The organism is Polaromonas sp. CT11-55 (assembly GCF_047303325.1).
Classification (GTDB): domain Bacteria; phylum Pseudomonadota; class Gammaproteobacteria; order Burkholderiales; family Burkholderiaceae_C; genus Polaromonas.
Genome location: NZ_JBKBEX010000005.1, coordinates 162,659 through 184,964, shown reverse-complemented (window position 1 = coordinate 184,964; position 22,306 = coordinate 162,659). Strand labels below are relative to the sequence as shown.

The window sequence follows — 22,306 nt, the reverse complement described above, 5'->3', positions numbered from 1 at the left end:
GGAGCCCTGATTCTCACCCAGCTTGGGCGACACGCGTATGACTGCGTATTACAGCTGAAACAGCTGCTTTTTGAGCGCCATCTTTTCCTTCTTGCGCAGGCTCGCTTCGGATTTCCGGTGCGAGCCCGCTTTGCGCTGCGCCGCGGGCGCTACCAGCGGGTTGCGCGGTTTGGGCACGGCCAGCTTGATCTTGAGCTTGGCCTTGCGGGCCGAAGTCATCCCTGTGTCGGGGCCTTGCGGCCCAGCTTGAGCAAGCCGGTCGAGAGCGCGGTGCCAATCACAATCACCACGGCGCAGACCACCATCCAGGCTGTCACATGCTCGCCGAGGAAGATCACGCCATAGATCACGGCGAACACCGGCACCAGGAAGGTGACCGAGAGCGCGCGCGGCGGGCCGGCGTTTTCAATCAGGCGAAAGAACAGGATATAGGCCAGGCCGGTGCAAACCACGCCCACGGCCAGCAGTGCCAGCCAGGCGTGTGCGCCCGGCATTTGCGCGGGCCACAGCCAGGCGGCGGGCAGAGCCAGGCCCAGGGTCGCGCCTATCTGGCTGCCGGCGGCCGTGACCAGGGGCGGCATGCCCGAGAGGTAGCGCTTGGTGTAGCTGGCCGAGATGCCGTAGCACAGGCAGGCAAACAGGCAGGCGAGCACGGCCCAGCCGGGCGCCACGCCGGAGGCATCGGGCTTGAAGGTGGCTTTGTCCCAGGCCAGCATGGCGACGCCGGCAAAACCGACGATGAGGCCCAGGATGCGCGAGCCATTGGGTTTGTCCTTGAGCCAGAGCCAGGCGATCAGCGCGCCGAACATGGGCACGGTGGCATTGAGGATGGCCGAGAGGCCCGTGGTGATGGACAGCAGCGCGAAGGAAAAACAGGCAAAGGGAATGCCCGAATTGAGCACGCCGATGAAAAAAATCTTTTTCCAGTTTTTCCTCAGAGCTGGCAACAGGCCGCGCAGCCACACGATGGGCAGCAGGAAGAGCGCGGCGATGGCCACGCGCACGGCGGCGGTGGGCAGCGGGCCGAACTCCACCGTGCTGATGCGCATGAACAGAAAGGATGAGCCCCAGATGGCGGCCAGCATCACGAAGTCGGCGACCCAGCTCTTGGGTCGGGCGGCGGCCGCGCCCAGGGGCGCGGCGATGCCTGAAGGACTGGAACTCACAGCATGTTCTCCTGAAGTGCGCCTTCGAGTTTAAGCAAGGCGGTCTTGCGGTGCAGCCCGCCGGCATAACCGGTGAGCGAACCGTCGGAGCCCAGCACGCGGTGGCAGGGCACGATCACGCTGAGCGGGTTGCGGCCGACTGCCGCGCCCACGGCGCGCACCGCCTCGGGTTTGCCTATGCGCTGGCTGACCTGACCGTAGCTCAGGGTGCCGCCTTGCGGAATGGCCAGCAAGGCCTGCCACACTGATTGCTGGAAGGCCGTGCCATGGCCCAGGTCCAGCGGCAGGTCGAAGGTCGTGCGGGTGCCGGCATAGTATTCCGTCAGCTGCGTGATGGCTTGCCTGAGCACCGGGTGCTCGGGGTCTTCGCGCCACACATAGGGCTTCACGAGCTGCGGCGGCAAATGCCGCTGGCCGGCAAACCAGACGCCGGCCAGGCCTTTGTCGGTGGCGGCGATGATCATTTCCCCCAGGGGGCTGTGAAAGGTCGTCTGGACGATGGAGTTGTCGAATTTCATCTTGTTCACCTTTTGAATGGTTTCGAGTGTCTGCCTTATCAGGTCTTTTTGAGCCCTAAAAGGCGGCTTTGGCTGGCTTGTTGTTTCGCGGGCAAAGGTCGGCTCGATCATCCACCGGCGATGTTCGCGCCGGGGCGCTGAACCGTCCAATGAAATCGAGGCGCCGCATTCATTCCGCTCACGCATGAATCGCCGTCAGCCGGGGCGTTCCAGCGTGCCGCTCCAGGCGCGTATCACCGCATAGCTACGCCAGGGTTTCCAGGCCGTTGAAGCGAGTTCCGCTTCGCGTGCCGGGTTCTTCAGGTCCTGCACGCCCAGGGCCTTGTGCAGTGCCACGTCGCCCGCCGGGAAGGCATCGGGCCAGCGCAGCGCGCGCATGGCGATGTACTGCGCGGTCCAGTCGCCTATGCCGGGCAAATCTTTCAGCGTGGCCAGTGTGGCGCTCACGTCGGCGCCGCTGTGCAGCTGCAGGCGCTTGTCGGCCACCGCCTGGGCGATGCCAACAATGGCTGCCTGGCGCTGCTTGACGATGCCCAGCTGCCCCAGCGCGTCGCCGCTGGCGGCGGCCAGCACGGCGGGGGTGGGGAAGAGCCGCGTCAACTTGGGCCAGGGCGTTTCCACCGGCTCGCCGAAACGGTCCACCATGCGCTGGGCCAGGGTGCGCGCGGCGGCCACGGTGATCTGCTGGCCCAGCACGGCGCGCACCGCGAGCTCATAGCCGTCCAGCGCACCCGGCACGCGCAGGCCGTCGCCGTCGGGAAACGCGCCATGCAGCACGCTGTTGATGGCCGTCGGGTCGGCGTCCAGGTCGAAGGTGGTGCGCACGCGGCGTATCACCAGGGGCAGCACTTCGCGCAACGAGTCGCTCACGCGCAGTACCAGGCGCGAACGTTCTTCCTCAAAGCTCGCGAGCAGCCAGCCGGTGTGTTGTTTGCCGCCGGACTCGATGCTCAAGGTCCGGCCCAGGCAGGGCTGCGCTGCGTCGGCATCGATGAATTCGATGGCGCTGATGCAGCGCTTGCTGAAAAAAGCCAGCATGGCCTGCACGTCATAGGGCGGGCGGTAGCCAAGCCGTATGGTCGCGCCTTCGCCGACCTTGCCGCTGCGCTCGGCCCCCTGGCGCCGCAGCTGCGTGGGGTTGAGTTTGTAGTGCTCGACAAAAGCCGCGTTGAAGCGTCGCACGCTGGCAAAGCCGCTGATCAGCGCGATCTGCGTGATGGGCAGGTCGGTGTCGGCCAGCAACTGCTTGGCGGTGTGCAGCCTGTGCGTTTGCAAATACTGCATGGGCGAGACGCCGAACTGCGCCTCGAAGATGCGCCTTACATGGCGGTCGCTCACGCCCAGGCGCGCCGCGAGTTTGTCGACCGAGGGCGCTTCACCGGCCCAGACTTCGGGCTCGTCCAGCAGGCGGGCCGCCTGGTGCGCGAGGATGTAGGAGGCATCCTGGATGGACCACACCACCGAGTGCGGCGCCAGTTCGGGCCGGCAGCGCAGGCAGGGGCGAAAGCCGGCGTTCTCGGCCTGCGCCGCATGGTGGAAGAAACGGCAGTTCTCGCGCTTGGGGGTTTTCACGCTGCAGACCGGCCGGCAATAAATGCCGGTGGAAGTCACGCCGGTGAAAAAGCTGCCGTCAAAACGCGCATCGCGCGCCTTCAGGGCGAGATAGCAGTCGTTGTCGGCTAGAGGGGTGTTGTCGCGGTCCATGGAAGAAATGATACGCCGCGGGCTGGTTTTGACTGGCCGTTTTCGGACATGTCCCTGGGCCCGCAATGGGCCTGCTTTTAGACGGGTTTTCGGCGTTTTGGGGCACCCCGCAATAGTCTGAACGGACTGGCCGGAAACGGCTGCCGCCTACAGGAAGCGGCGGGGCCGCCACCTACAATGAATGCGCTTTCGAACCATTCCCGTACTCTCCAGGAACCGCCTCCGATGCAAATCAACCCGTCCATCTTCAAGGCCTATGACATACGCGGCGTTGTGCCGTCCACCATCCATGAAACGATGGCCGAGGCCCTGGGCAAGGCTTTTGGCATGGCGGCACTGGCCGAGGGCGAAAAAGCCGTGGCCGTGGGCCGCGACGGCCGGCTCAGCGGGCCCTCGCTGAGCGCGGCGCTGATGCGCGGCCTGGCCGCCACGGGCATTGACGTGATCGATGTGGGCATGGTGACCACGCCCATGCTGTACTTCGCCGCCAGCACGCTGGCCGGCTCGGGCATACAGGTCACCGGCAGCCATAACCCCAAGGACTACAACGGCTTCAAGATGGTGCTGGCCGGCCGCGCGATCTACGGTGAGGACATCCAGGCGCTGCGCCGCGTCATCGAAGGCGAGGACTGGGTGCTGCCCGCGCAGGGCGGCGGCATACGCCAGGTCGATGTGGGAACGGCCTACCGCGAGCGCATCGTCTCCGGCATCAAGCTGGAGCGCCCCATGAAAATCGTTGTCGATTCGGGCAACGGCATTGCCGGCGCCTCGGCCCCTGCGATCTTCCGCGCGCTGGGCTGTGAAGTCACCGAGCTCTTCAGCGAAGTGGACGGCAACTTTCCCAACCACCACCCGGACCCGAGCAAGCCTGAGAACCTGCAGGACCTGATCAAGGCCCTGCAAAGCGGCGACGCCGAACTGGGCCTGGCCTTTGACGGCGACGGCGACCGGCTGGGCATCGTGACCAAGGACGGCCAGAACATCTACCCCGACCGGCAGATGATGCTGTTCGCGCGCGACGTGCTCTCGCGCGAGCCGGGCGCCACCATCTTGTTCGACGTGAAATGCTCGCAGCGCCTGGCGCCTGAGATCGAGGCCGCCGGCGGCGTGCCCATGATGTACAAGACCGGCCATTCGCTGATCAAGGCCAGGATGAAGGAAGTCAATTCGCCGCTGGGCGGCGAGATGAGCGGCCATATCTTCTTCAAGGAGCGCTGGTACGGTTTTGACGACGGCACCTATGCCGGCGCCCGCCTGCTTGAGATTCTCAGCCGCGTGCCCGATGCCGGCATCGTGCTCAATGCCCTGCCCACCAGCTTCAGCACGCCAGAACTCAATGTGGCCTGCAAGGAAGGCGAGCCGCATGCAGTGGTGGAAGCGCTGATCAAGTCCGCGAAATTCGCGGCACCGGCCAAGATTTCCACAATTGATGGCGTGCGCGTGGACTGGCCCGACGGTTTTGGCCTGATACGCGCCTCCAACACCACGCCGGTGCTGGTGCTGCGTTTTGAAGGCCACACCCAGCAGGCGCTGGAGCGTATTGAGGCTGACATGCTGGCTCTGCTGCGCAGCGTAAAACCTGATGCCAGCCTAGCCGCTGCGGCGCATTAGGGGCCAAAACCGCCTTTTTTGAGGTTTCCCCGGCCCGGGGGCATTCTGCGGTGAAAATCAGCGTTTTGCGTTTTCACTGTCTTCATGAAAATTCTCCTGGTCAAGCTCTCGTCCCTGGGCGATGTGGTGCACACCCTGCCCGTGGTGCAGGACATACGCGCCGCCTTGCCGGATGCGCAAATTGACTGGGTGGTGGAGAAGTCCTTCGCCCCCTTGCTGGCGCGCAGCGAAGGCCTGCACCGTGTGATTCCCTGCGAGATACGGCGCTGGCGCAAATCCTTCTGGACGGCGGCTACGCGCCAGGCCTGGCGTGCCTTCAAGCATGACTTGCAGCAGGAGGCCTATGACGCCGTGATCGATCTGCAGGGCCTGACCAAGTCGGCCCTGGTGGCGCGGCTGGCCCGGCTGTCGCCCGGCGGCAAACGCTATGCCCTGGCCAACCAGACCGACGGCTCGGGCTACGAAGCGCCCACGCGCTGGGTGGCCGACGTGGCGATTGCGGTCGAGCCGCACATCCATGCGGTGCGGCGTTCGCGCGAACTGGCCGCGCGCGCGCTGGGCTACCGCTTTGCGGCCGGCGCTGACTTTGGCTTGAAAGTGGCTGCGGCGCCCGCAAAGACGCATGAGCACTACCCCAAGGGCCGCATCGCTTTTATCCACGGCACTTCGCGCGCCGACAAGGAATGGCCGCTGAGCCACTGGGTCGCGCTGGGCCAGCGCCTGAACACGGCCGGCTACCAACTGCTGCTGCCGCACGGCAATGCCGCGGAGCTAGCCACCAGCGAGGCGATGGCCGCAGCGCTGAACGGTGCGGCGGCGGGTTCGGCCCTGGTGCCGCCCACGCTGGCGCTGGATGAGTTGGCCGCAGAACTTGCGCAATGCGCCGGCGTGATAGGCGTGGACAGCGGTGTGAGTCACATCGCCGTCGCGCTGGACCTGCCGCATGTGCAGATCTACAACTTCGACACCGCCTGGCGCACCGGGCCTGACGCGTTGGGCCATGGCGGCCGCCAAGTCAGCGTGTTCGCGGAGCCTGCGCCGGATGTTGAAGCCGTCTGGCAGGCCTGGCTGGCCTGCGGCACGGCCGGGGTCGACGCATGAGCGCGCTGGCCCTGAAACTTTATTCGCTGCTGGTGTGGTGTGGGCAGCCGCTGCTGCGCCGCAAGCTGGCGCGCCGCGCAAAGCAGGAGCCCGGTTATCTCGAGGCGGTGGAAGAGCGCTTCGGCCGCTACACGCAGCCGGCCGAAACCCGTTCCGAACTGGTCTGGGTGCATGCGGTCTCGCTGGGCGAGACCCGCGCGGCGGCCGTGCTGCTCAAGGCCTTGCGTGAACGCCATCCCGGCCTGCGCATACTGCTCACGCACGGCACGGCTACCGGGCGCGCCGAAGGCGTGGCCTTGCTGCAGCCCGGTGACGTGCAGGTCTGGCAGCCTTGGGACAGCCCCGGGGCGGTGGCACGGTTTTTTGAACACTTCAAACCGCGCCTGGGCCTGTTGATGGAAACCGAAATCTGGCCCAACCTGGTGGCCGCCGCGAAAGCGCGCGCCATGCCGCTGGTGCTGGTCAATGGCAGGTTGTCCGAAAAATCGCTGAAGCAGGCGCTCAGGATGTCGCCGCTGTCGGTTCCGGCTTATGCCGCGCTGTCAGCGGTGTATGCGCAGACCGACGATGATGCGCGCCGCTTTCGCCAGGCCGGCGCGGCGGTCGGCGGCGTGTTCGGCAACCTCAAGTTTGATGCCTCGCTGGACGAAGCCCAGCAGGAAAAAGGCAAATCCTGGCGCCGCGCGCTGGCGCTGCCGGTGATGATGTTCGCGAGTTCGCGCGAGGGCGAGGAAGAGCAGTTCCTCCAGCAGATAGCCGCCATGGCTCAGTCGGAACATGCGCCGCCGGCGAGCGATGCCACGGCGGACGCCCCGCCGCGGGAAACCGGAAGCCGCTTCAGGATTTTGCTGGTGCCGCGCCACCCGCAGCGCTTTAACGAGGTGGAGGCGCTGGTGCGCCAGCACGGCCTGCGCGTGTCGCGCCGCTCCGGCTGGTCCGATGCGGGCCTGACCGGCGAGGCGCTGGAGGCCGACGTGTGGCTCGGTGATTCGCTGGGCGAGATGGCCCTGTATTACGCGATGAGCGACGTCGCCTTGCTGGGCGGCAGCTTCGCGCCCCTGGGCGGCCAGAACCTGATCGAGGCCGCGGCCTGCGGTTGCCCGGTGGTGATGGGCCCGCATACCTTTAACTTCACCGAGGCTGCCGAGCTGGCCGTGGAAGCCGGCGCGGCCCGCCGCGTGGTCGACATGGAGCAGGGCGTGCGCACCGCGCGCAAGTGGATGGACAGGCCCGACGCGCATGCCGCGGCTGTGGCGGCAGGGCTGGCCTTTGCTGACCGTAATCGCGGCGCCACGGCCAGGACAATCGGTGCGCTGGAGAGTTTTTTATCGGCGCCTGCAGGGTAGGCCTGCACTACAAGCTTGTTTGCGGACCTGTTAGGGCCGGTCCTGCGGCTCACGGTTGACAGCCCGGCCACTGCGAAGCGCGGCCAGTCCACGGGGCTCACCCGAAAACCAGAACCACTGCGGGTCAGTGCCGCCACTGCGCAAGATGAACTGCGAAAACTGCAGCAAGAGAACTGCGGCGACCGCAAGCAAGACAAGAGCGCTTGCGGCACCCAGCGTGCAATACAGCAGCAGATCGGCCAGGGGGACGCCCGGTGCGAGTTCTCTGGCCGGCAACGCCAGAAGAGCGATGATGGCAACGGCGGCAAGCAGCAGCTTGCTCAGGACCAGGAGCTTGGGGCTTTGGTAGCGCATGGAGGTCTCCGATAGGGCCTTAACGGGTGCGGTGCATCCAGTCTTTCACAGTGCCTGGCGCTTGTCCAGCACCTGGTGGCAGGTGCAGTTACCCCAGGCATACATGCGCAGGTGGTGCGCCCAGTCGCGCAGCGTAGCCCAGGCGCCGCCGGTGGCGACTTCGTAAGGCGTGAGTCCGAACATGCCCAGGCTGATGGAAGGTTCCACCGAGACCACGGAATGCCAGGTGCGCTTGGGAATGAACAGCGCGTCGCCGGCTTCCACGCGGGCATGGTAGCCGTGGGCTTTTTCGAAGGAGGCGAGTTCGCGGACCTGTTCGGGCAGGCGCGAGACGTTGATGTCGCTGAGCGTGGCGCCCCAGTCGTACTTGGCGGCCGGGCACATGTGCTGGCGCTGGTCGGGCGAGAAGAGAATGAATTCCTTGACGCCCTGCAGCTGCACAAACCAGTTGTGCGGGAAATCGTTGTGCAGGCCGGTCACGGTGTTGGCTGGGCCCATGAAGACGTATTCCCAGGTCATGCGGCCGGGCCACAGGCTCTTGATGAGCAGGTCGCGGCGCAACTCGGGGTATTTCTCGAGGATGTCCCACTGCGCCAGGTACAAGGTCGTCGGCTTGAACGACTGCATGTGGGCCCAGTTCAGGTGAAAACGCTCGCCGGGTTTGTAGCCGTCGCGCACCGGCTTGGGCAAGAGGCCTGCCATGGGGTCGGGCGCGCGCTGCGCCGCCTTGCCGAGTTCACGCAGGTAGGGCGCAACCGGCAGGAAGGGGCGGCCCTTGGTCACGCCTTGCTCGACCAGGCCGTCGGTGAACTTGACGGGCACCTCGGCACCCTTGCCGGCGCAGACGTCGGCGAGGAATTCAAACGACCATTTTTTCCAGGCCGGCCAGTGGTGGATGCCGCCCTTGACCAGCACGGGTTTGTCAAACGGCTGCCGGCGGCCCGTGCGCTGGAGCTCTTCCCAGGTGGTTTCCTCGATCAGCTCGAAGCTTGGGCCTTTGGGAACGTGCACCGGCGCATCGTGCACGCGTTCGGCTTCGATGGGCAGGGGAATCGCGTTGTTGTCGACAGGCATCAGCATGTTGTTGTCGTGTGCGGCCGAGGGCCTGGCCTGGGCCTTGTATGCGGGTTTGCGGTGTGTCCGCGGCTATTTTGCCAGCAATGCGTTGATCTTCTGCAGGTCTTCGGGTGTCAGCGTGCCGTTGGCCTGGCGCAGTTTGAGGTCGCCCAGCAGCACGTCGTAGCGCGCCTTGGCCAGGTCGCGCTTGGTCTGGAACAGCTGGCTTTGCGAGTTGAGCACGTCGATGTTGATGCGCACGCCGACCTGATAGCCCAGCTTGTTGGCGTCCAGCGCGCTCTGACTTGAGAGCTCGGCCGCCTCCAGCGCCTTGACCTGGCCCTGGCCCGATTGCACGCCGAAGTAGGCGGTGCGTGTGGCCTGGGCCACGGTGCGCCGCGCGCCTTCGAGGTCGCTTTTGGCCTTGTCGCGCAGCGACAGGGTTTCGCGCACGCGGTTCTGTGTGGAAAAGCCCGCGAACAGTGGCACGTTGAGCAGCACGCCGACCGTCGTGGTGTTGGTGCGGAAGGAAAAGGGCGGGATGGTGGTTGCCGTGCCCGAAGGGTTGCGCGTGACGTTGTAGCTGGCCGTGGCGTCCAGCGTGGGCTTGTGGCCGGCTTCGGCCTTGTCCACCTCCAGCTCGGCGATCTCCACATTGCTTTGCGCCTGGCGGATGCTGGGGTGAACCAGCTCGGACTGCGACACCCAGGTGTCGACGTCGGCCGGCGTGATGGTCGGCAAGCCGACCGGGCTGGTCAGCGGCTTGGGCTGGGTTTCGGTCTTGCCGACCAGGGTGTCCAGCGCGATTTTTTTGACGCGCAGGTCGTTTTCGGCGGCCAGTTCCTGGGCGATCACCAGGTCGTAGCGGGCCTGCGCCTCGCGGGTGTCGGTGATGGTGGAGGTGCCGACCTCGAAGTTGCGCTTGGCCGAGGCCAGCTGCTCGGCCACCGCGGCTTTCTGGGCCCGCACAAAGGTCAGGGTGTCCTGCGCGGCCAGCACGTCGAAGTAGGCCTGGCTGGTGCGCACGATCAGGTCCTGGTCGGCGGTTTCCAGCTGGGCCTTGGCCAGGTCCACCTGCCGGGAAGCCTGCTTGTAGGTGGCCCAGTTGGCCGGGCGGTACAGGGGTTGCGACAGGTTGAGCGTGGCGTTTTGCGTGTTGAAGCTGCGGTCTATCACCGGGGCGGTGTTTTCAAACGCGGTGCGCGACACGCCGGCCGAGATGCCCGCCGTCGGCAGGATGCCAGCCTGGGCCTGGTCGGCCTTGGCAAGGTTGGCGTCGTATTGCAGCTTGGCCGACTGGTAGGCGGCATCGAAGGCGCGGGCCGATTCATACAGCTCGACGAGACTCTGGGCTTGCGCCAGGGGGGCCATGGCCAGCAGTGCCACGGCGGCCGCAATCGACGGGGGCAACATCGCCGGGCGGGCCGGCGGTTTCTTGGGCGTGGTCATAAGAGTCCTGAAGAAATGAATGGATCGGCGAATAAAAACGGGATCAGTACAGCGGCACGGAGCGGTCCACCTGCTGCGACCAGGCATTGATGCCGCCCTGCAGGTTGACGACTTCGGTGAAGCCGCTTTGCATCAAATAATTGGCCACCTGCAGGCTGCGCATGCCGTGGTGGCACAGGCAGGCAATGGGATGGCCGGCGCCGGCCTCCAGCAGCTCCGGCAGGCGCGCCGGAATCTCGCGCATCGGGATATGCACCAGCCGGAAGCCGTCTTCCTTGACCGAGGCCGTCTGCAGTTCCCAGGGCTCGCGCACGTCGAGCACCACGGGCAGGGCGGGCGCGCCCGCGCCGGCGTTGTCGCGCCAGGCGCTGAAGTCGGCGGGATTGAGCTGGGGAACCATGGGTGGCGCTTTCAGGTGTGTCGTGATCGGTCGTAATCGGTGTTGCCGCCGGCTTTCAGAAGCTGAAGGCCGAGGGTTCGGGGAAGTTCAGCAGGCGCGGCGCCACGGTGTCCCAGGCCTGGGTGGTGCGCCAGGCATCTTCGGCCACGCGCGTGACCAGGGTGGCGCGCATCACGGGCTCAAAGCCCACGATGGCGCTCAGGCGCCCGCCGACCTTGAGCAGGGACAGCAGCGAGGCCGGCACTTCGGCGACCGAGCCGCTGAGCACGATGACGTCGAAGGGGCCGCGCAGCGGGTCGTTGCCGGCAACGGCCTGCGCCAGTTTGGCGGCGCCGTCGCCGGTGCGCACTTCGGCGTTGTAGACGCCGGCGCGCTGCAGGTTGTCGCGCGCCATCTGCGCCAGCGTGGGGTCGATTTCAAGTGTGATCACCTGCTGCGCGCGGTGCGCCAGCAGGGCGGCCATGTAGCCGGAGCCGGCGCCGATTTCGAGGACTTTTTCGTGCTTTTGCACGGCCAGCTCCTGCAGGATGCGGGCCTCGACCTTGGGCGCGAGCATGCACTGGCTGGGGTTGGCGTGGGGCGGCAGCGGGATTTCCATGTCGACAAAGGCCAGGGCCTTGTGGGCGGTCGGCACGAAGTCTTCGCGCTTGACCACGGCGAGCAGGGAAAGGACCTGGTTGTCCAGCACTTCCCAGGGGCGGATTTGCTGTTCAATCATGTTGAATCGGGCTTGTTCGTAGTTCATGGCGGACCTGTGGTTGGGCGAAATAGGGGAGGAAAGGGGAGTGAAGAGGGGATTCACGAGATAAACCTTTGATTTTAGCGGCCGGCCATGACAGGCGCGGGGTGGGCGGGCGGTGTTTCGGCAGGGGCGGCGGCCCGGGTTTTGGGGCCGAACTTGCGCTTGAACCACTGGCCCAGGTCGTCCAGGTAGCAATAGGTCACAGGCACCACCACCAGGGTCAGCAGCGAGGAGGTGATCACGCCGCCTATGACGGCCTGGCCCATGGGGGCGCGCTGCTCGGAGCCTTCGGTCAGGGCGAAGGCCAGTGGCACCATGCCGAAGATCATGGCCAGCGTGGTCATCAGGATGGGGCGCAGCCGGACCTTGGCGGCATGCAGCAGGGCCTCGCCGCGCTCCATGCCGGGCACGCGGTGGCCGTCCACGTCCAGCCGGTCGGCGCGCATGCGGATGGCGAAGTCGACCAGCAGGATGGCGTTCTTGGTGACCAGGCCCATCAGCATCACCACGCCGATGATGGAGAACATCGACAGCGTGGAGCGGAACAGCAGCAGCGCCAGCACCACGCCGATCAGGGTCAGCGGCAGCGAGGTCATCAGCGCCATGGGCTGCAAAAAACTCTTGAACTGGCTGGCCAGGATCATGTAGATGAAGAGGATGGCCATGACCAGCGCGGAGACCGCATAGCCGAAGGACTCGGCCATGTTTTTGGTGGAGCCGCTGAACTGGTAGCGGTAGCCGGGCGGGAAGCTGAAGTCGTCGAGCACGGCCTTGATGTCGTTGGAGACCTCGCCGGCCGAGCGCTTGTAGACGTTGGCGTTGATGGCGACTTCGCGCGCCATGTCGCGGCGGTTGATCTGGTTGGGCCCGGTGGATTCCTTCACGGTCGCCACCTGGTTGAGCCGCACTACGCGCGAGGAGCCGTCGGCATTGCTGCCCATGGTGCTGCTCATGAAGGGCAGGCGCTCCAGGTCCTGCGGCGCGGTGCGGGCGCCGGGCGCCAGGCGCACATTGACGTCGTAGGTCTGGTCGTCGGGCGCGCGCCAGTTGCCCACCGTCTGGCCGGCCACCAGGGTGCGCAGCGAGGCGGCGATCTGCGACACCGACAGGCCCAGGTCGGAAGCCGCGTCGCGCCGCACGTCGACCTCGATCACCGGCTTGTCGGCCTTGACGCTGGAGTCCAGGTCGACCAGGCCGGGGATGTTGCGTATCTTGTCGCTGATGGCGCGCGTGAGCCGCTCGAGTTCCTTGAGGTCGGTACCTTGCAGGGAAAACTCCACCTGCTTGTTGCCGCCCACCGCGTCAAGCAGGCCGACGTGCGTGACCGTGATGCCGGGCACCTGCTTGAGCCGTTCGCGCAGGACGCCCGACATCTCGTCGACGCTGCGCGTGCGCGCCTTGCGGTCCACCAGGCGGACATAGACGCTGGCGTACATCTTGCCCTGGGCGTTGCCGGTGTTGAGCGTGGCCAGCGTGTATTTCACTTCGGGGAACTCGCGCACGATGGCCTCGACCTGGCGTGCCTTGGCTTCGGTGTTTTCCAGCGAGGAGCCCACCGGCGTGTAGAAGTTCAGCGAGGTCTCGGAGAAGTCGGCCTTGGGCACGAACTCGGTGCCCAGCAGCGGCACCATGAAGATGCTGGTGACAAAAATCAGCACCGCCAGCGCCAGCGTGGCCAGCTTGTGGCCCAGCGACCAGCGCAGTATGCCCTGGTAGCTGTCGCTCAGGGATTCGGTGGCGCGGTCGAACCAGCCGGTGACGCGGCCTATGGTCTTGTCGTAGAAGGTGACGGGCGCGCCCTGCCGGCCGTGCGCTTCAATCGCCGGGTCGTGCCAGACGCTGGAGAGCATGGGATCCAGCGTGAAGCTCACGAACATGGAGATCAGCACCGCCGCCACGATGGTCACGCCGAACTCGTGGAAGAACTTGCCGATGATGCCGCCCATAAAACCGATGGGCAGGAACACGGCGACGATGGAGAAGGTGGTGGCCAGCACGGCCAGGCCGATTTCCTGCGTGCCGTCCATCGAGGCCCGGTACGGGTCCTTGCCCATCTGCACGTGGCGCACGATGTTCTCGCGCACCACGATGGCGTCGTCGATCAAGAGGCCCACGCACAGCGACAGCGCCATCAGCGTGATCATGTTGATCGTGAAGCCGAACAGATTCATGAACAAAAAGGTGCCGATGATGGAGATCGGCAGCGTCAGCCCGGTGATCACGGTGGAGCGCCAGGAATTGAGGAACAGGAAGACGATGAGCACCGTGAGCAGCGCGCCTTCGATCAGCGTGCGGCGCACGTTCTCGACGGCCACGCGTATGGGGCGCGAGCCGTCGGTGATGAGTTCCAGCCGCGCGCCCGGGGGCAGCAGCGGCTGCAGCTCGGCCACGGCCTTGTTCAGGCCGTCGACCACGGCGATGGTGTTTTCGTCCTGGGCTTTTTGCACCGTCAGCAACAGGGTTCGCTGGCCGTTGTAGAGCGCCAGGCTGTCGAGTTCCTGCGCGCCGTCGGCGATACGGGCCACCTGGTCGACGGTGACCGCCGCGGCCGTGCCGCTGGCCGTGCCCTTGCGCGCGACGATGATCTTGCCGAAGTCCTCGGGCCGCTTCATGCGCGCGTCTATCTTGACGACGCGCTCCTGCTGCAGCGAGCGTATGGCACCCACCGGCAGGTCCTGGTTCTCGTTGCGCACCGCGTTGACCACCTGGTCGGCCGTGATGCCCAGCGACTCCATGGCCTGCGGATTGAGGTAGACGTTGATCTCGCGCTTGGTGCCGCCCACCAAGGTGACCGAGCCGGCCCCGCGCACATTCTCCAGGCGTTTTTTCAGCACCTGGTCGGCCCAGTTGGTCAGCTCCACCGCATCCATGGCCTTGCCCTTGCCGGACTGAGGCAACACGGCGACCGACCAGATGGCACGGCTGGCCGGGTCAAAGCGCAGCACGCGCGGCTCCTTGACCTCGTCGCGAAAGCTCGGGCGGATGGCCGCGATTTTTTCGCGCACGTCCTCGGCGGCGCGGCGCCCGTCGATATAGAGCTGGAACTCCATGATCACCACGGACTGGCCTTCGTAGCTGCGCGAGGTCAGCGCATTGATGCCGGCAATCGAGTTGACGCCTTCCTCGATTTTTTTGGTGACTTCGCTTTCAACGATTTCGGGCGAGGCGCCCGGGTATTCGGCGGTGATCACCACCACTGGGAAGTCGATGTTGGGAAACTGGTCGACCTGCATGCGCTGGTAGGAGAACAGCCCCAGCACCACGATGGCCAGCATGACCATGGTGGCGAACACGGGATTCTTGAGGCTGACCTGCGTGAACCACATGCGCGTGAAGCCTCAGGGCGCCGGTTTGGCGGGCGCGCTGGCGGCGGGCTGCGCGGAGGGCAGTTGCGTGAAGCGCACCTTGGTGCCTTCGCGCAGCGCGCCGATTTCGCCGCGAACGACAAGCGCGCCTTCTTCCAGGCCTTTGACCGCCACCACGCTGTCGCCGCCGGCGGCGCCGCGCGCCCCCAGCTCGACAGTCTTGTGCACCACCGCGCCGTTCTCCACGGCCTGCACATAGGGCGCGGGCTTGTCGGTGCGCACGGCGCTGACGGGCAGCGCCAGCAGCGAGGCGCGCGCCGTGCCCAGCGTGCCCTGGGCGAACAGGCCCTGGCGCAACGGCGGGGTGCCGGCTTCGCCTGTAGTCCCGGTAGCGCCCGGGTTGTCGATGTTCAGGTAGGCCAGCACGCTGCGGCTGCCGGCCTGCGCGCTGGGGTTGATGCGCGCGACCACCGCTGTCACGGGCTGGCGGCTGCCTTCAATCTGCAGCTGGGCGCTTTGGCCCACGCGCACTTCCATGGAGTCGGTGGCGCTCAGCGTGGCCTCGAGTTCGAGCCGGCTCAGGTCCACGATTTCGACGATTTTGGTGTCAATGCCCACACGCTCGCCGGGCTGCGCCAGGCGCTGCGACACCTGGCCGGAGATGGGCGCCTTGAGCACCGTGTCGTCCAGCGACTTGGCGGCCACGTCGGTCGCGGCCAGCGCGGCCTTGTAGGTGGATTGCGCGGCGTTGAGGTTGGCCAGCGAGGTGTCCAGCGCGGTCTTGGAAATAAAGCCCTGGTCGACCAGCGCCTTGTTGTTGTCGTACTGGCGCTGCACCACGTCGACCTGGGCCTTGGCGGATTCGGCCTGTTCGCGGGCCTGGCGCACGCGCGACTGGTATTCGGCGGCGTCTATGCGCGCGATCACCTGGCCTGCCTTGACCACATCGCCCTCGCGCACCGCCAGCCCCTGCAGCTCGCCGGCGACGCGGGCCTTGATCACGGCGGAATTGACCGCCTTGAGCGAGCCCGAGACGGGCAGGCCCTGCACGACTTCGCGCACCTGGGCCTTGACCACGTCGGTGGCAGCCAGCTCCACCAGGCCCATGTCCTTGTTGGCCGCGCTGCTGGCGGCCAGCGCCTGCTGTTGGGCCTTGCGCGCGCCCAGCGCGCGCAGCACACCGCCCGCGACGAGCAGCACGATGAGGCCGGCGACCGCCCACTTGGCCCAGCGCTTCATGCGGCCTTCCTGTTGGCCACGGCGGCGACTGCCGGCGCGGAGATGCCGTTCAGGATGGTTTCCACCTGGAAGGCGATGTATTTTTGCGGATCCAGGTCAATCTCGCTGCTTAAACAGACGCCGCCGGAGTGCCTGGACAGGATCAGGAAAATCATGGGCGCGATCACGACGTAGACGGCGTAGTCCAGGTTCATGGGGCGGAACTCGCCGCGGTCCATGCCGCGCTGCAGGATGCTGCGGATCAGGCCGTGGCCGGGCATGATGACTTCCTGCTGGTAGAAGGCCGCGATGTCGGGGAAATTCTTGGCCTCGCTCATCATCAGCTTGGTCAGGCCCGAGGCGCGCGTCAGGCCCACCCGTTCCCACCAGCTGTTCATGCAGTAGGCCAGCAATTCGGAGGTGGTGCCTTCAAAGGTTTCAAGCTCGGCGCGCCACTCGGTGAAGCGGCCCGAGATGTTTTCGCGCACCACGGCCTTGAACAGTTCTTCCTTGCTCTGGAAATAAAGGAACAGCGTGCCCTTCGAAACACCGGCGCGGGCGGCGACTTCCTCGGCGCGGGTGGCGGCAAAGCCTTTTTCCACAAAAAGGTCCAGGGCGGCGTCCAGCAGTTCGCCCGGGCGTGCTTCCTTGCGGCGCTCGCGCTTGGCGGCGACTGCGGTGTTGTCGTGGAAAAGTTTGGAAAGAGACATAGTTACTGACTGACTGGTTAGTAATATATCTGCTTACTTTCCGACCGTCAACCCAAAGTGTTGAGTGTCGCCGGGGTGCCTGCACTCATAAGGTAAACCCACGGTAAAGCCTTGGTGGGCGCGGCTTTGGCGCCACACGAGGTGGCCGGTCCCGGCTCAAGCGGGCAGGAAACGCCCGACGGCCAGCGCCAGCCATTCGCGCAGCACCTGGCGCGAGGCCTGCAGGCCCTGGGCCGAGGGCAGCCATTCCAGCAGCTCGCCCTGGGCTGGCAGCACGTAGCCCATGGGGGCGGGCGTGACGGCCAGGCCGGCCTGTTCAAAGGCCAGCATGGCGCGCGGCATGTGCCAGGCATGGGTTACCAAAGCGATGCGCTGCACACCGGCTTGCTGCAACAGCGGCGCTGTCAGGCGCGCATTGCCCGCCGTGTCGCGCGACTGGGATTCACGCCAGCGCAGGGCCAGGCCGTAGTCCTGTTGCAGCGCACGGGCGGCGACGTCGGCCTCCGATTCGGTTTGTGTGCTGTGGGCACCCCAGCCTAACCCGCCGGAGAAGGCCAGCGGCAGGCCGGACTGCCGGGCCAGCCAGGTGCCGTAGCGCAGCCGCGCGGCGGTGGCCGCGCTCGGCTGGCTGTGGCCGTACTCGGGCGCCACCGGCAGCACGTCGCCGCCCAGGATGACGATGGCCTGCACTTTCCGGGCCTTGAGGTCGGCCAGATCCAGCGGTGCGAATTGCGGCAGGGCCGTGCGCGCCAGCCACACCGCCGTGCCGTGGCAGCTCAGCAGCGCCAGCAGTAGCACGGAAATAGTCGCCAGCGTGAGCCCGCTTCTTTTTTTGTTGCACCAGGCCAGCACCAGGCCCAGCAAGGCCAGCAGGAGCGGTGAAACCGGCGGCAGCGCCAGGCCGGCCAGCACGGGCTTGAGCGCACCTAAGTCCATGGCCGGCCGGGAAAACAGCGCCAGTTAATAGAAGGCCTGCAGGCCGGTCTGCGCGCGGCCCAGGATGAGCGCGTGCACGTCGTGCGTGCCTTCATAGGTGTTGACGGTCTCCAGGTTGATCATGTGTCGGATCACATGGTATTCGTCATGGATGCCGTTGCCGCCGTGCATGTCGCGCGCCATGCGGGCGATGTCCAGCGACTTGCCGCAGCTGTTGCGCTTGATCAGCGAAATCATTTCGGGCACGGCCTTGTCCTCGTCCATGAGCCGGCCCACGCGCAGGCAGGCCTGCAGGCCCAGCGTGATTTCGGTCTGCATGTCGGCCAGCTTTTTCTGGATCAGCTGGTTCTGCGCCAGCGGGCGGCCGAACTGCTGGCGGTCCAGGGTGTACTGGCGCGCGCGGAACCAGCAGTCCTCGGCCGCGCCCAGGGCGCCCCAGGCGATGCCGTAGCGCGCCTTGTTGAGACAGCCGAAGGGGCCCTTGAGGCCGCTGACATTGGGCAGCAGGTTGGCTTCGGGCACAAAGACGTCGTCCATGACGATCTCGCCGGTGATCGACGCGCGCAAGCTCATCTTGCCTTCGATCTTGGGGGCGCTCAGGCCCTTCATGCCTTTTTCCAGCACAAAGCCGCGAATGCTTTCCTGGCCGCCGACCTTGCCGTCCGGATCCTGCAGCTTGGCCCAGACGATAAAGACGTCGGCGATGGGGCTGTTGGTGATCCACATCTTGGCGCCCTTGAGGATGAAGCCGCCGTCAACGGGCTTGGCGCGCGTCAGCATGCTGGCCGGGTCGGAGCCGTGGTTGGGCTCGGTCAGGCCGAAGCAGCCCACCCATTCGCCGGTGGCCAGCTTGGGCAGGTATTTCTGCTTCTGCGCCTCGCTGCCGTAGGCGTTGATCGGGTGCATGACCAGCGAGCTTTGCACGCTGATGGCGCTGCGGTAGCCGCTGTCGACGCGCTCGACCTCGCGCGCCACCAGGCCGTAGCTCACGTAGTTGAGGCCGGCGCAGCCGTAGCCTTCGATTGTGGAGCCCAGGAAACCCATGGCGCCCGCCTCATTCATGATCTCGCGGTCGAACTTCTCGTGGCGCGCTGCCATCAGCACGCGGGGCTGCAGCTTTTCCTGGCAGAAGGCGTGGGCCGCGTCGGCGATGGCGCGTTCGTCCTCGCTGAGCTGCTCCATGAAGAAAAACGGGTCCTGCCAGTTGAAGGTGGTTTTCATGGGTTGGTGTCTCCGGAAAAGGGAAAGGCTTGGGTTGCAGTGTAGGGGGCGGCTCAATGCTTGAGGCGAGGCACCGGCGGCCATGCGTGATTGTTTGACAAGCATGAATAGTTGTCTAATATCAAATATCGATTCAACGATATAAAAAACATATTCATGGTGTCTTCATGGAATTTCGCCACCTCCGCTATTTCCTGGTCCTGGCCGAGGAGCTGCATTTCGGCCGGGCCGCGCGGCGCCTGTCGATTTCGCAGCCGCCGCTGTCGCTGAATATCCAGCAGCTGGAAGCCTCCATAGGCGCGAAGCTGTTCACCCGCAGCAGCAAGCAGGTCAACCTGACGGCCGCCGGCCAGGCTTTTGTGCCGGCGGCGCGCGCGCTGCTGGACCAGGCCGCGCAGGCTGCCGGCCATGCGCGCGACGTGGGGCAGGGCATGGCCGGCAGCCTGGCCATAGGCTTTTCCGGCACCATGCTTTACAGCGGCTTGCCCGCCATCCTGGAGCGCTTCCAGGCCGAGCACCCCTTGCTGCGGCTCACGCTCAAGGAACTCAGCTCCAGCGAGCAGCTGGTGGAGCTGGCGCATGACCGGCTGGACCTGGGTTTTGTGCACACCACGCGCGTGCCGCCCGAACTGTCGCAAATCCTGGTGTCCAGCCAGGCTTTGGTCTGCTGCCTGCCGGCCGGCCATGCGCTGGCGCGCAAGCGCTCGCTGTCGCTTTCGGCCTTGCAGGGCCAGCCCTTTGCCGTGGTGTCGCGCGCGGTCTCGCCCGATTACCACGAGCGCATCCTGGCGATCTGCACCGAAGCCGGCTTTTACCCCGAGATGCGCTACGAACTGCGGCATTGGCTCAGCGTGGTCTCGCTGGTGTCGCAGGGCATGGGCGTGGCCCTGGTGCCGGCCGCGTTGCGGCAGTCGGCCATGGCCGGCGCGGCCTTTGTGCCGCTGGATGCGGCCACCACGCCTTACGACACGCACTGCCTCTGGAAAACCGCGCGCGACCACCAGGCGCTGGCGGCTTTTGTCAAGGCGGTGCGCGCGATGGCGCCGGCCGTCCCCCGCTGAAAGACCTTGCGGAAAGTATGTCCACCGCTGGGGGCCTAAAGCTGTCACCATGGGGCAGTTCATAGTCTTTTGGAGAACGGCATCAACCCGTATATCTGGTGTGTGGTGGGCGCTCTCTTCGGCGGCGCTGCCTGCTTGCTCGCGGGCACCCGCGAAAAAATCCTTATCCTCGAGAACCTCGGTGTCGGCGTGTTTGGTGCCTACATAGGCGGCGACTTCGTGGCCGCCATCCTGAGCCACGGCAAGACCAACGACACGGTGTTCAGCATGGGCTCGCTGGGCCTGGCCGTCGCCGGTGCCGTTACGGCGCTGGTGCTGCTGCGGCTGATGCGCCGCGCCGTCGGCCCCATGCACCGCAGCAAGGGCCCGCGCCGGCGCGGTTGAGCCCTTGCCGGGCAAGGGCAAGCGGGCCGGCCGCGGCAGTTGCGCGGCCCGCGGCGTAAGATTTCCGCCCATTCCACGACCAACGGTTTTCAGCGGAGATTGCCATGTCCTCATCCCTTCAAACCATCACCCTGGGCGGCGGCTGCTTCTGGTGCACGGAGGCGGTCTACGTCAAGGTGCGCGGCGTCACCGACGTCGAGTCAGGCTACAGCAACGGCCAGGCCGCGCGGCCCAGCTATGAGGAAGTCTGCACCGGCCGCACCGGCAGCAACGAGGTGGTCAAGCTGACTTACGACCCGGCCGAGATCACGCTCAAGGAAATCCTCGAGATCTTCTTCGTGATCCACGACCCGACCAGCCTGAACCGCCAGGGCAATGACGCCGGCACGCAATACCGAAGCGGCATTTATTACTCGACGCCGGAGCAGAAGGAAGTCATAGACGACTTCATACGCCAGGCCAGCCAGGACAAGCTTTTCGGCAAGCCCATCGTTACCGAAGTGCTGCCGGTGGAGAACTACTGGCCGGCCGAGGCCTACCACCAGGACTATTTCGAAAACAACCCCAACCAGGGTTATTGCGCTTTTGTGGTCGGCCCCAAGGTCGAGAAATTCCGCAAGACTTTTGCCTCGCGGGTGAAGGACTGAATCCGCAGAGGCTATCCGCAGATTACGCAGATTTGCGCAGATAAAGACAAATCATGATGTAAGTTGCTTGCCCGGAGTAGGACGACTGAATGAAGATCAGTTTCAGCCTTGGCTACAAACTTTCCCGTTTTAAATCTGTGTAAATCTGCGTAATCTGCGGATATGTTTTTTCAGGACTCTTACTGGCGCCGCTGCGCGAAGTAAAACCACTCCTGGCCGACTTCGCCGCGCGGGTTGGGAAACACCACAAAGCCGTCGGCCGGCGCGGTGACGGCTTCGCCGCCATGCCGCATGCCTATGGCCTCGCCGGCCTTCACCGCGTCAAAGCTGCGCCATTCGCGGGTGAAGCTGTCGCCCGCGTGCTCGCGATCCATGACGTCGACCAGGCGCAGGATTTCGCGCTCCATGGGGACCGGCGCGGCGGGCTGCGCGATCAGGCCCAGCAAACCCAGGGTCTGCAAAATCGCGTAGCGCGCCACCAGCACTGCCTGCGGGTCTTCATGCTGGCCGCATTCCAGCGTTACGCCGTAGCCGCCGCGCGAGCGCATGTACTCGGTCGTGCCCACGCCGTAGTTCGGGTCGGTCACCAGGCTCTGGGCGCGGCCGCCGCCGGCCTCGGCTGTGGCCGTGCGCCGCTTGACGCCGCGCGCATAGGTTTCCAGCCAGCCTTCGACGATGCGGTGCGGCCCGGTATGCAGCGCCAGCTGCATTTCCTCGGCCGCATGGGAAAAGGGCTCGAGCGCGCCGTGGTTGTTCTGCGGCCCGATCATCACAAAGGGCGCGCCGCCGGTGTGGAAGGAGTGCAAATCCAGCAGCACGTCGTGCGCGTCCAGCAGCGGGCACAGCACATTGGCGATGCGGTCCTCGAAATCCTGCGGGATCGCGCTGGGTGCCATGTTGCGGTTGAGGTTTCGCTCGCCCATGCGCTGCTTGAGGCTGTAGGCCAGCGGGTTGGTCACCGGCACAAAGGTCACGGTGCCGCGCTCGATCGCCAGCGCGCCGCCGTCGATTTCCTCGAGCAGCTGCGTGATGGCACGCGTGCCGCAGGTCTCGTTGCCGTGCACCGCGCCGGTGACCAGCAGCCGCGGGCCGGGGGCCAGGCCGTGGTAAGTGTGGGCGCGCAGGTGGGTGGGGTGTTTGGGGGACATGGGTGTTACCGAGGGATGAATGGATGGAGCGCCGGGCATGCCGCGCTCATATGAGGTTATAGCGCAGCGCCGGCCCGTGCCGCCGTTCGCGGAATACATTCGCCTCCATCGTGGTCAGGCATCGCGCGATGCGGCACAAAAATCCGGCGAAAAGCGTTCTTCAAAACAGGCGTCAGTCGAGCAAAGAGAAACGTCAACGACTGGACAACCCCGATGCGCAGGGGGGCGA

The 22,306-nt window shown here is 65.8% G+C and carries 21 protein-coding genes; 6 read left to right on the top strand and 15 right to left on the bottom strand.

Annotated features, from left to right (window positions below; genetic code table 11):
- Positions 1 to 48: 48 nt before the first annotated feature.
- The 4 genes from ACEN8I_RS07865 to ACEN8I_RS07850 all read right to left on the bottom strand — a co-directional run bounded on the left by ACEN8I_RS07865 (position 49) and on the right by ACEN8I_RS07850 (position 3,388).
- Positions 49 to 219: a hypothetical protein gene (locus ACEN8I_RS07865; RefSeq protein WP_007865982.1), complete on the bottom strand. Its 171-nt coding sequence runs from the start codon at positions 217 to 219 to the stop codon at positions 49 to 51.
- The gene (locus ACEN8I_RS07860; protein ID WP_413327758.1) at positions 216 to 1,166 is read right to left on the bottom strand and encodes a DMT family transporter; all 951 of its coding nucleotides are present in this window, start codon (positions 1,164 to 1,166) and stop codon (positions 216 to 218) included. The genes ACEN8I_RS07865 and ACEN8I_RS07860 overlap by 4 nt, the downstream gene beginning before the upstream one ends.
- The gene (locus ACEN8I_RS07855; protein WP_413327757.1) at positions 1,163 to 1,684 is read right to left on the bottom strand and encodes a methylated-DNA--[protein]-cysteine S-methyltransferase; all 522 of its coding nucleotides are present in this window, start codon (positions 1,682 to 1,684) and stop codon (positions 1,163 to 1,165) included. The genes ACEN8I_RS07860 and ACEN8I_RS07855 overlap by 4 nt, the downstream gene beginning before the upstream one ends.
- Before the next feature lie 195 nt (positions 1,685 to 1,879).
- The gene (locus tag ACEN8I_RS07850; protein ID WP_413327755.1) at positions 1,880 to 3,388 is read right to left on the bottom strand and encodes a DNA-3-methyladenine glycosylase 2 family protein; all 1,509 of its coding nucleotides are present in this window, start codon (positions 3,386 to 3,388) and stop codon (positions 1,880 to 1,882) included.
- A 225-nt stretch (positions 3,389 to 3,613) separates the two neighbouring features.
- Here ACEN8I_RS07850 and ACEN8I_RS07845 point away from each other — a divergent pair, with 225 nt between their 5' ends.
- From ACEN8I_RS07845 to ACEN8I_RS07835, 3 genes are all read left to right on the top strand, one after another.
- The gene (locus ACEN8I_RS07845) at positions 3,614 to 4,999 is read left to right on the top strand and encodes a phosphomannomutase/phosphoglucomutase (protein ID WP_413327754.1); all 1,386 of its coding nucleotides are present in this window, start codon (positions 3,614 to 3,616) and stop codon (positions 4,997 to 4,999) included.
- Positions 5,000 to 5,083: 84 nt separating this feature from the next.
- Positions 5,084 to 6,100 carry a lipopolysaccharide heptosyltransferase I gene (gene waaC, locus ACEN8I_RS07840; protein WP_413327753.1) on the top strand — a complete coding sequence of 339 codons (1,017 nt, stop codon included), beginning with the start codon at positions 5,084 to 5,086 and terminating at the stop codon, positions 6,098 to 6,100.
- The gene (locus ACEN8I_RS07835) at positions 6,097 to 7,446 is read left to right on the top strand and encodes a 3-deoxy-D-manno-octulosonic acid transferase (protein WP_413327752.1); all 1,350 of its coding nucleotides are present in this window, start codon (positions 6,097 to 6,099) and stop codon (positions 7,444 to 7,446) included. Before waaC ends, ACEN8I_RS07835 begins: the two co-directional genes overlap by 4 nt.
- Positions 7,447 to 7,476: 30 nt before the next feature.
- Here the strand turns inward: ACEN8I_RS07835 and ACEN8I_RS07830 are convergent, their stop codons facing one another.
- The 10 genes from ACEN8I_RS07830 to ACEN8I_RS07785 form a co-directional block, all read right to left on the bottom strand.
- Entirely contained in the window at positions 7,477 to 7,800 is a 324-nt protein-coding gene (locus tag ACEN8I_RS07830) for a hypothetical protein (RefSeq protein ID WP_413327751.1), read from the bottom strand.
- Positions 7,801 to 7,845: 45 nt separating this feature from the next.
- On the bottom strand, positions 7,846 to 8,880 hold the full coding sequence (locus ACEN8I_RS07825) for a cupin-like domain-containing protein (protein WP_413327749.1): 1,035 nt from the start codon (positions 8,878 to 8,880) through the stop codon (positions 7,846 to 7,848).
- 66 nt (positions 8,881 to 8,946) lie between these two features.
- The gene (locus ACEN8I_RS07820; RefSeq protein WP_413327748.1) at positions 8,947 to 10,305 is read right to left on the bottom strand and encodes a TolC family outer membrane protein; all 1,359 of its coding nucleotides are present in this window, start codon (positions 10,303 to 10,305) and stop codon (positions 8,947 to 8,949) included.
- Positions 10,306 to 10,348: 43 nt separating this feature from the next.
- Positions 10,349 to 10,705, bottom strand: a complete 357-nt coding sequence (locus ACEN8I_RS07815) for a rhodanese-like domain-containing protein (protein WP_413327747.1) — start codon at positions 10,703 to 10,705, stop codon at positions 10,349 to 10,351.
- A gap of 55 nt (positions 10,706 to 10,760) precedes the next feature.
- Complete coding sequence (locus ACEN8I_RS07810; protein WP_413327746.1) at positions 10,761 to 11,450, bottom strand: protein-L-isoaspartate O-methyltransferase family protein; 690 nt, start codon at positions 11,448 to 11,450, stop codon at positions 10,761 to 10,763.
- Positions 11,451 to 11,524: 74 nt separating this feature from the next.
- Positions 11,525 to 14,773 (bottom strand): efflux RND transporter permease subunit, encoded by a 3,249-nt coding sequence (locus tag ACEN8I_RS07805; RefSeq protein ID WP_413327745.1) that lies wholly within the window; start codon positions 14,771 to 14,773, stop codon positions 11,525 to 11,527.
- A 12-nt stretch (positions 14,774 to 14,785) separates the two neighbouring features.
- Positions 14,786 to 15,991, bottom strand: a complete 1,206-nt coding sequence (locus ACEN8I_RS07800; protein WP_413327744.1) for an efflux RND transporter periplasmic adaptor subunit — start codon at positions 15,989 to 15,991, stop codon at positions 14,786 to 14,788.
- The gene (locus ACEN8I_RS07795) at positions 15,988 to 16,680 is read right to left on the bottom strand and encodes a TetR/AcrR family transcriptional regulator (protein ID WP_074575658.1); all 693 of its coding nucleotides are present in this window, start codon (positions 16,678 to 16,680) and stop codon (positions 15,988 to 15,990) included. Before ACEN8I_RS07795 ends, ACEN8I_RS07800 begins: the two co-directional genes overlap by 4 nt.
- Before the next feature lie 156 nt (positions 16,681 to 16,836).
- Positions 16,837 to 17,616 carry a YdcF family protein gene (locus ACEN8I_RS07790; RefSeq protein WP_413327743.1) on the bottom strand — a complete coding sequence of 260 codons (780 nt, stop codon included), beginning with the start codon at positions 17,614 to 17,616 and terminating at the stop codon, positions 16,837 to 16,839.
- 24 nt (positions 17,617 to 17,640) lie between these two features.
- Positions 17,641 to 18,837 carry an acyl-CoA dehydrogenase gene (locus ACEN8I_RS07785; protein WP_413327742.1) on the bottom strand — a complete coding sequence of 399 codons (1,197 nt, stop codon included), beginning with the start codon at positions 18,835 to 18,837 and terminating at the stop codon, positions 17,641 to 17,643.
- A gap of 167 nt (positions 18,838 to 19,004) precedes the next feature.
- Between ACEN8I_RS07785 and ACEN8I_RS07780 the strand changes: the two genes are divergently transcribed.
- The 3 genes from ACEN8I_RS07780 (at position 19,005) to msrA (ending at position 20,929) form a co-directional block, all read left to right on the top strand.
- Complete coding sequence (locus ACEN8I_RS07780) at positions 19,005 to 19,898, top strand: LysR family transcriptional regulator (RefSeq protein ID WP_413327740.1); 894 nt, start codon at positions 19,005 to 19,007, stop codon at positions 19,896 to 19,898.
- 102 nt (positions 19,899 to 20,000) lie between these two features.
- Positions 20,001 to 20,282, top strand: a complete 282-nt coding sequence (locus ACEN8I_RS07775) for a hypothetical protein (RefSeq protein ID WP_413327739.1) — start codon at positions 20,001 to 20,003, stop codon at positions 20,280 to 20,282.
- A 104-nt stretch (positions 20,283 to 20,386) separates the two neighbouring features.
- Complete coding sequence (msrA, locus tag ACEN8I_RS07770; protein WP_074575653.1) at positions 20,387 to 20,929, top strand: peptide-methionine (S)-S-oxide reductase MsrA; 543 nt, start codon at positions 20,387 to 20,389, stop codon at positions 20,927 to 20,929.
- Between the two features lie 179 nt (positions 20,930 to 21,108).
- Here msrA and ACEN8I_RS07765 read toward each other — a convergent pair whose 3' ends face one another.
- A complete protein-coding gene (locus ACEN8I_RS07765) occupies positions 21,109 to 22,077 on the bottom strand; it encodes a succinylglutamate desuccinylase/aspartoacylase family protein (protein WP_413327738.1) in 969 nt (322 codons plus the stop codon).
- Between the last annotated feature and the right edge of the window lie 229 nt (positions 22,078 to 22,306).

Excerpts from the sequence above, each read along its gene's own strand:
- ACEN8I_RS07865 (WP_007865982.1), bottom strand. The coding sequence starts at position 219 with ATGACTTCGGCCCGCAAGGCCAAGCTCAAGATCAAGCTGGCCGTGCCC.
- ACEN8I_RS07855 (WP_413327757.1), bottom strand. The coding sequence starts at position 1,684 with ATGAAATTCGACAACTCCATCGTCCAGACGACCTTTCACAGCCCCCTG.
- ACEN8I_RS07850 (WP_413327755.1), bottom strand. The coding sequence starts at position 3,388 with ATGGACCGCGACAACACCCCTCTAGCCGACAACGACTGCTATCTCGCC.
- ACEN8I_RS07845 (WP_413327754.1), top strand. The coding sequence starts at position 3,614 with ATGCAAATCAACCCGTCCATCTTCAAGGCCTATGACATACGCGGCGTT.
- waaC (WP_413327753.1), top strand. The coding sequence starts at position 5,084 with ATGAAAATTCTCCTGGTCAAGCTCTCGTCCCTGGGCGATGTGGTGCAC.
- ACEN8I_RS07835 (WP_413327752.1), top strand. The coding sequence starts at position 6,097 with ATGAGCGCGCTGGCCCTGAAACTTTATTCGCTGCTGGTGTGGTGTGGG.
- ACEN8I_RS07830 (WP_413327751.1), bottom strand. The coding sequence starts at position 7,800 with ATGCGCTACCAAAGCCCCAAGCTCCTGGTCCTGAGCAAGCTGCTGCTT.
- ACEN8I_RS07825 (WP_413327749.1), bottom strand. The coding sequence starts at position 8,880 with ATGCTGATGCCTGTCGACAACAACGCGATTCCCCTGCCCATCGAAGCC.
- ACEN8I_RS07820 (WP_413327748.1), bottom strand. The coding sequence starts at position 10,305 with ATGACCACGCCCAAGAAACCGCCGGCCCGCCCGGCGATGTTGCCCCCG.
- ACEN8I_RS07815 (WP_413327747.1), bottom strand. The coding sequence starts at position 10,705 with ATGGTTCCCCAGCTCAATCCCGCCGACTTCAGCGCCTGGCGCGACAAC.
- ACEN8I_RS07810 (WP_413327746.1), bottom strand. The coding sequence starts at position 11,450 with ATGAACTACGAACAAGCCCGATTCAACATGATTGAACAGCAAATCCGC.
- ACEN8I_RS07805 (WP_413327745.1), bottom strand. The coding sequence starts at position 14,773 with ATGTGGTTCACGCAGGTCAGCCTCAAGAATCCCGTGTTCGCCACCATG.
- ACEN8I_RS07800 (WP_413327744.1), bottom strand. The coding sequence starts at position 15,991 with ATGAAGCGCTGGGCCAAGTGGGCGGTCGCCGGCCTCATCGTGCTGCTC.
- ACEN8I_RS07795 (WP_074575658.1), bottom strand. The coding sequence starts at position 16,680 with ATGTCTCTTTCCAAACTTTTCCACGACAACACCGCAGTCGCCGCCAAG.
- ACEN8I_RS07790 (WP_413327743.1), bottom strand. The coding sequence starts at position 17,616 with ATGGACTTAGGTGCGCTCAAGCCCGTGCTGGCCGGCCTGGCGCTGCCG.
- ACEN8I_RS07785 (WP_413327742.1), bottom strand. The coding sequence starts at position 18,837 with ATGAAAACCACCTTCAACTGGCAGGACCCGTTTTTCTTCATGGAGCAG.
- ACEN8I_RS07780 (WP_413327740.1), top strand. The coding sequence starts at position 19,005 with ATGGAATTTCGCCACCTCCGCTATTTCCTGGTCCTGGCCGAGGAGCTG.
- msrA (WP_074575653.1), top strand. The coding sequence starts at position 20,387 with ATGTCCTCATCCCTTCAAACCATCACCCTGGGCGGCGGCTGCTTCTGG.
- ACEN8I_RS07765 (WP_413327738.1), bottom strand. The coding sequence starts at position 22,077 with ATGTCCCCCAAACACCCCACCCACCTGCGCGCCCACACTTACCACGGC.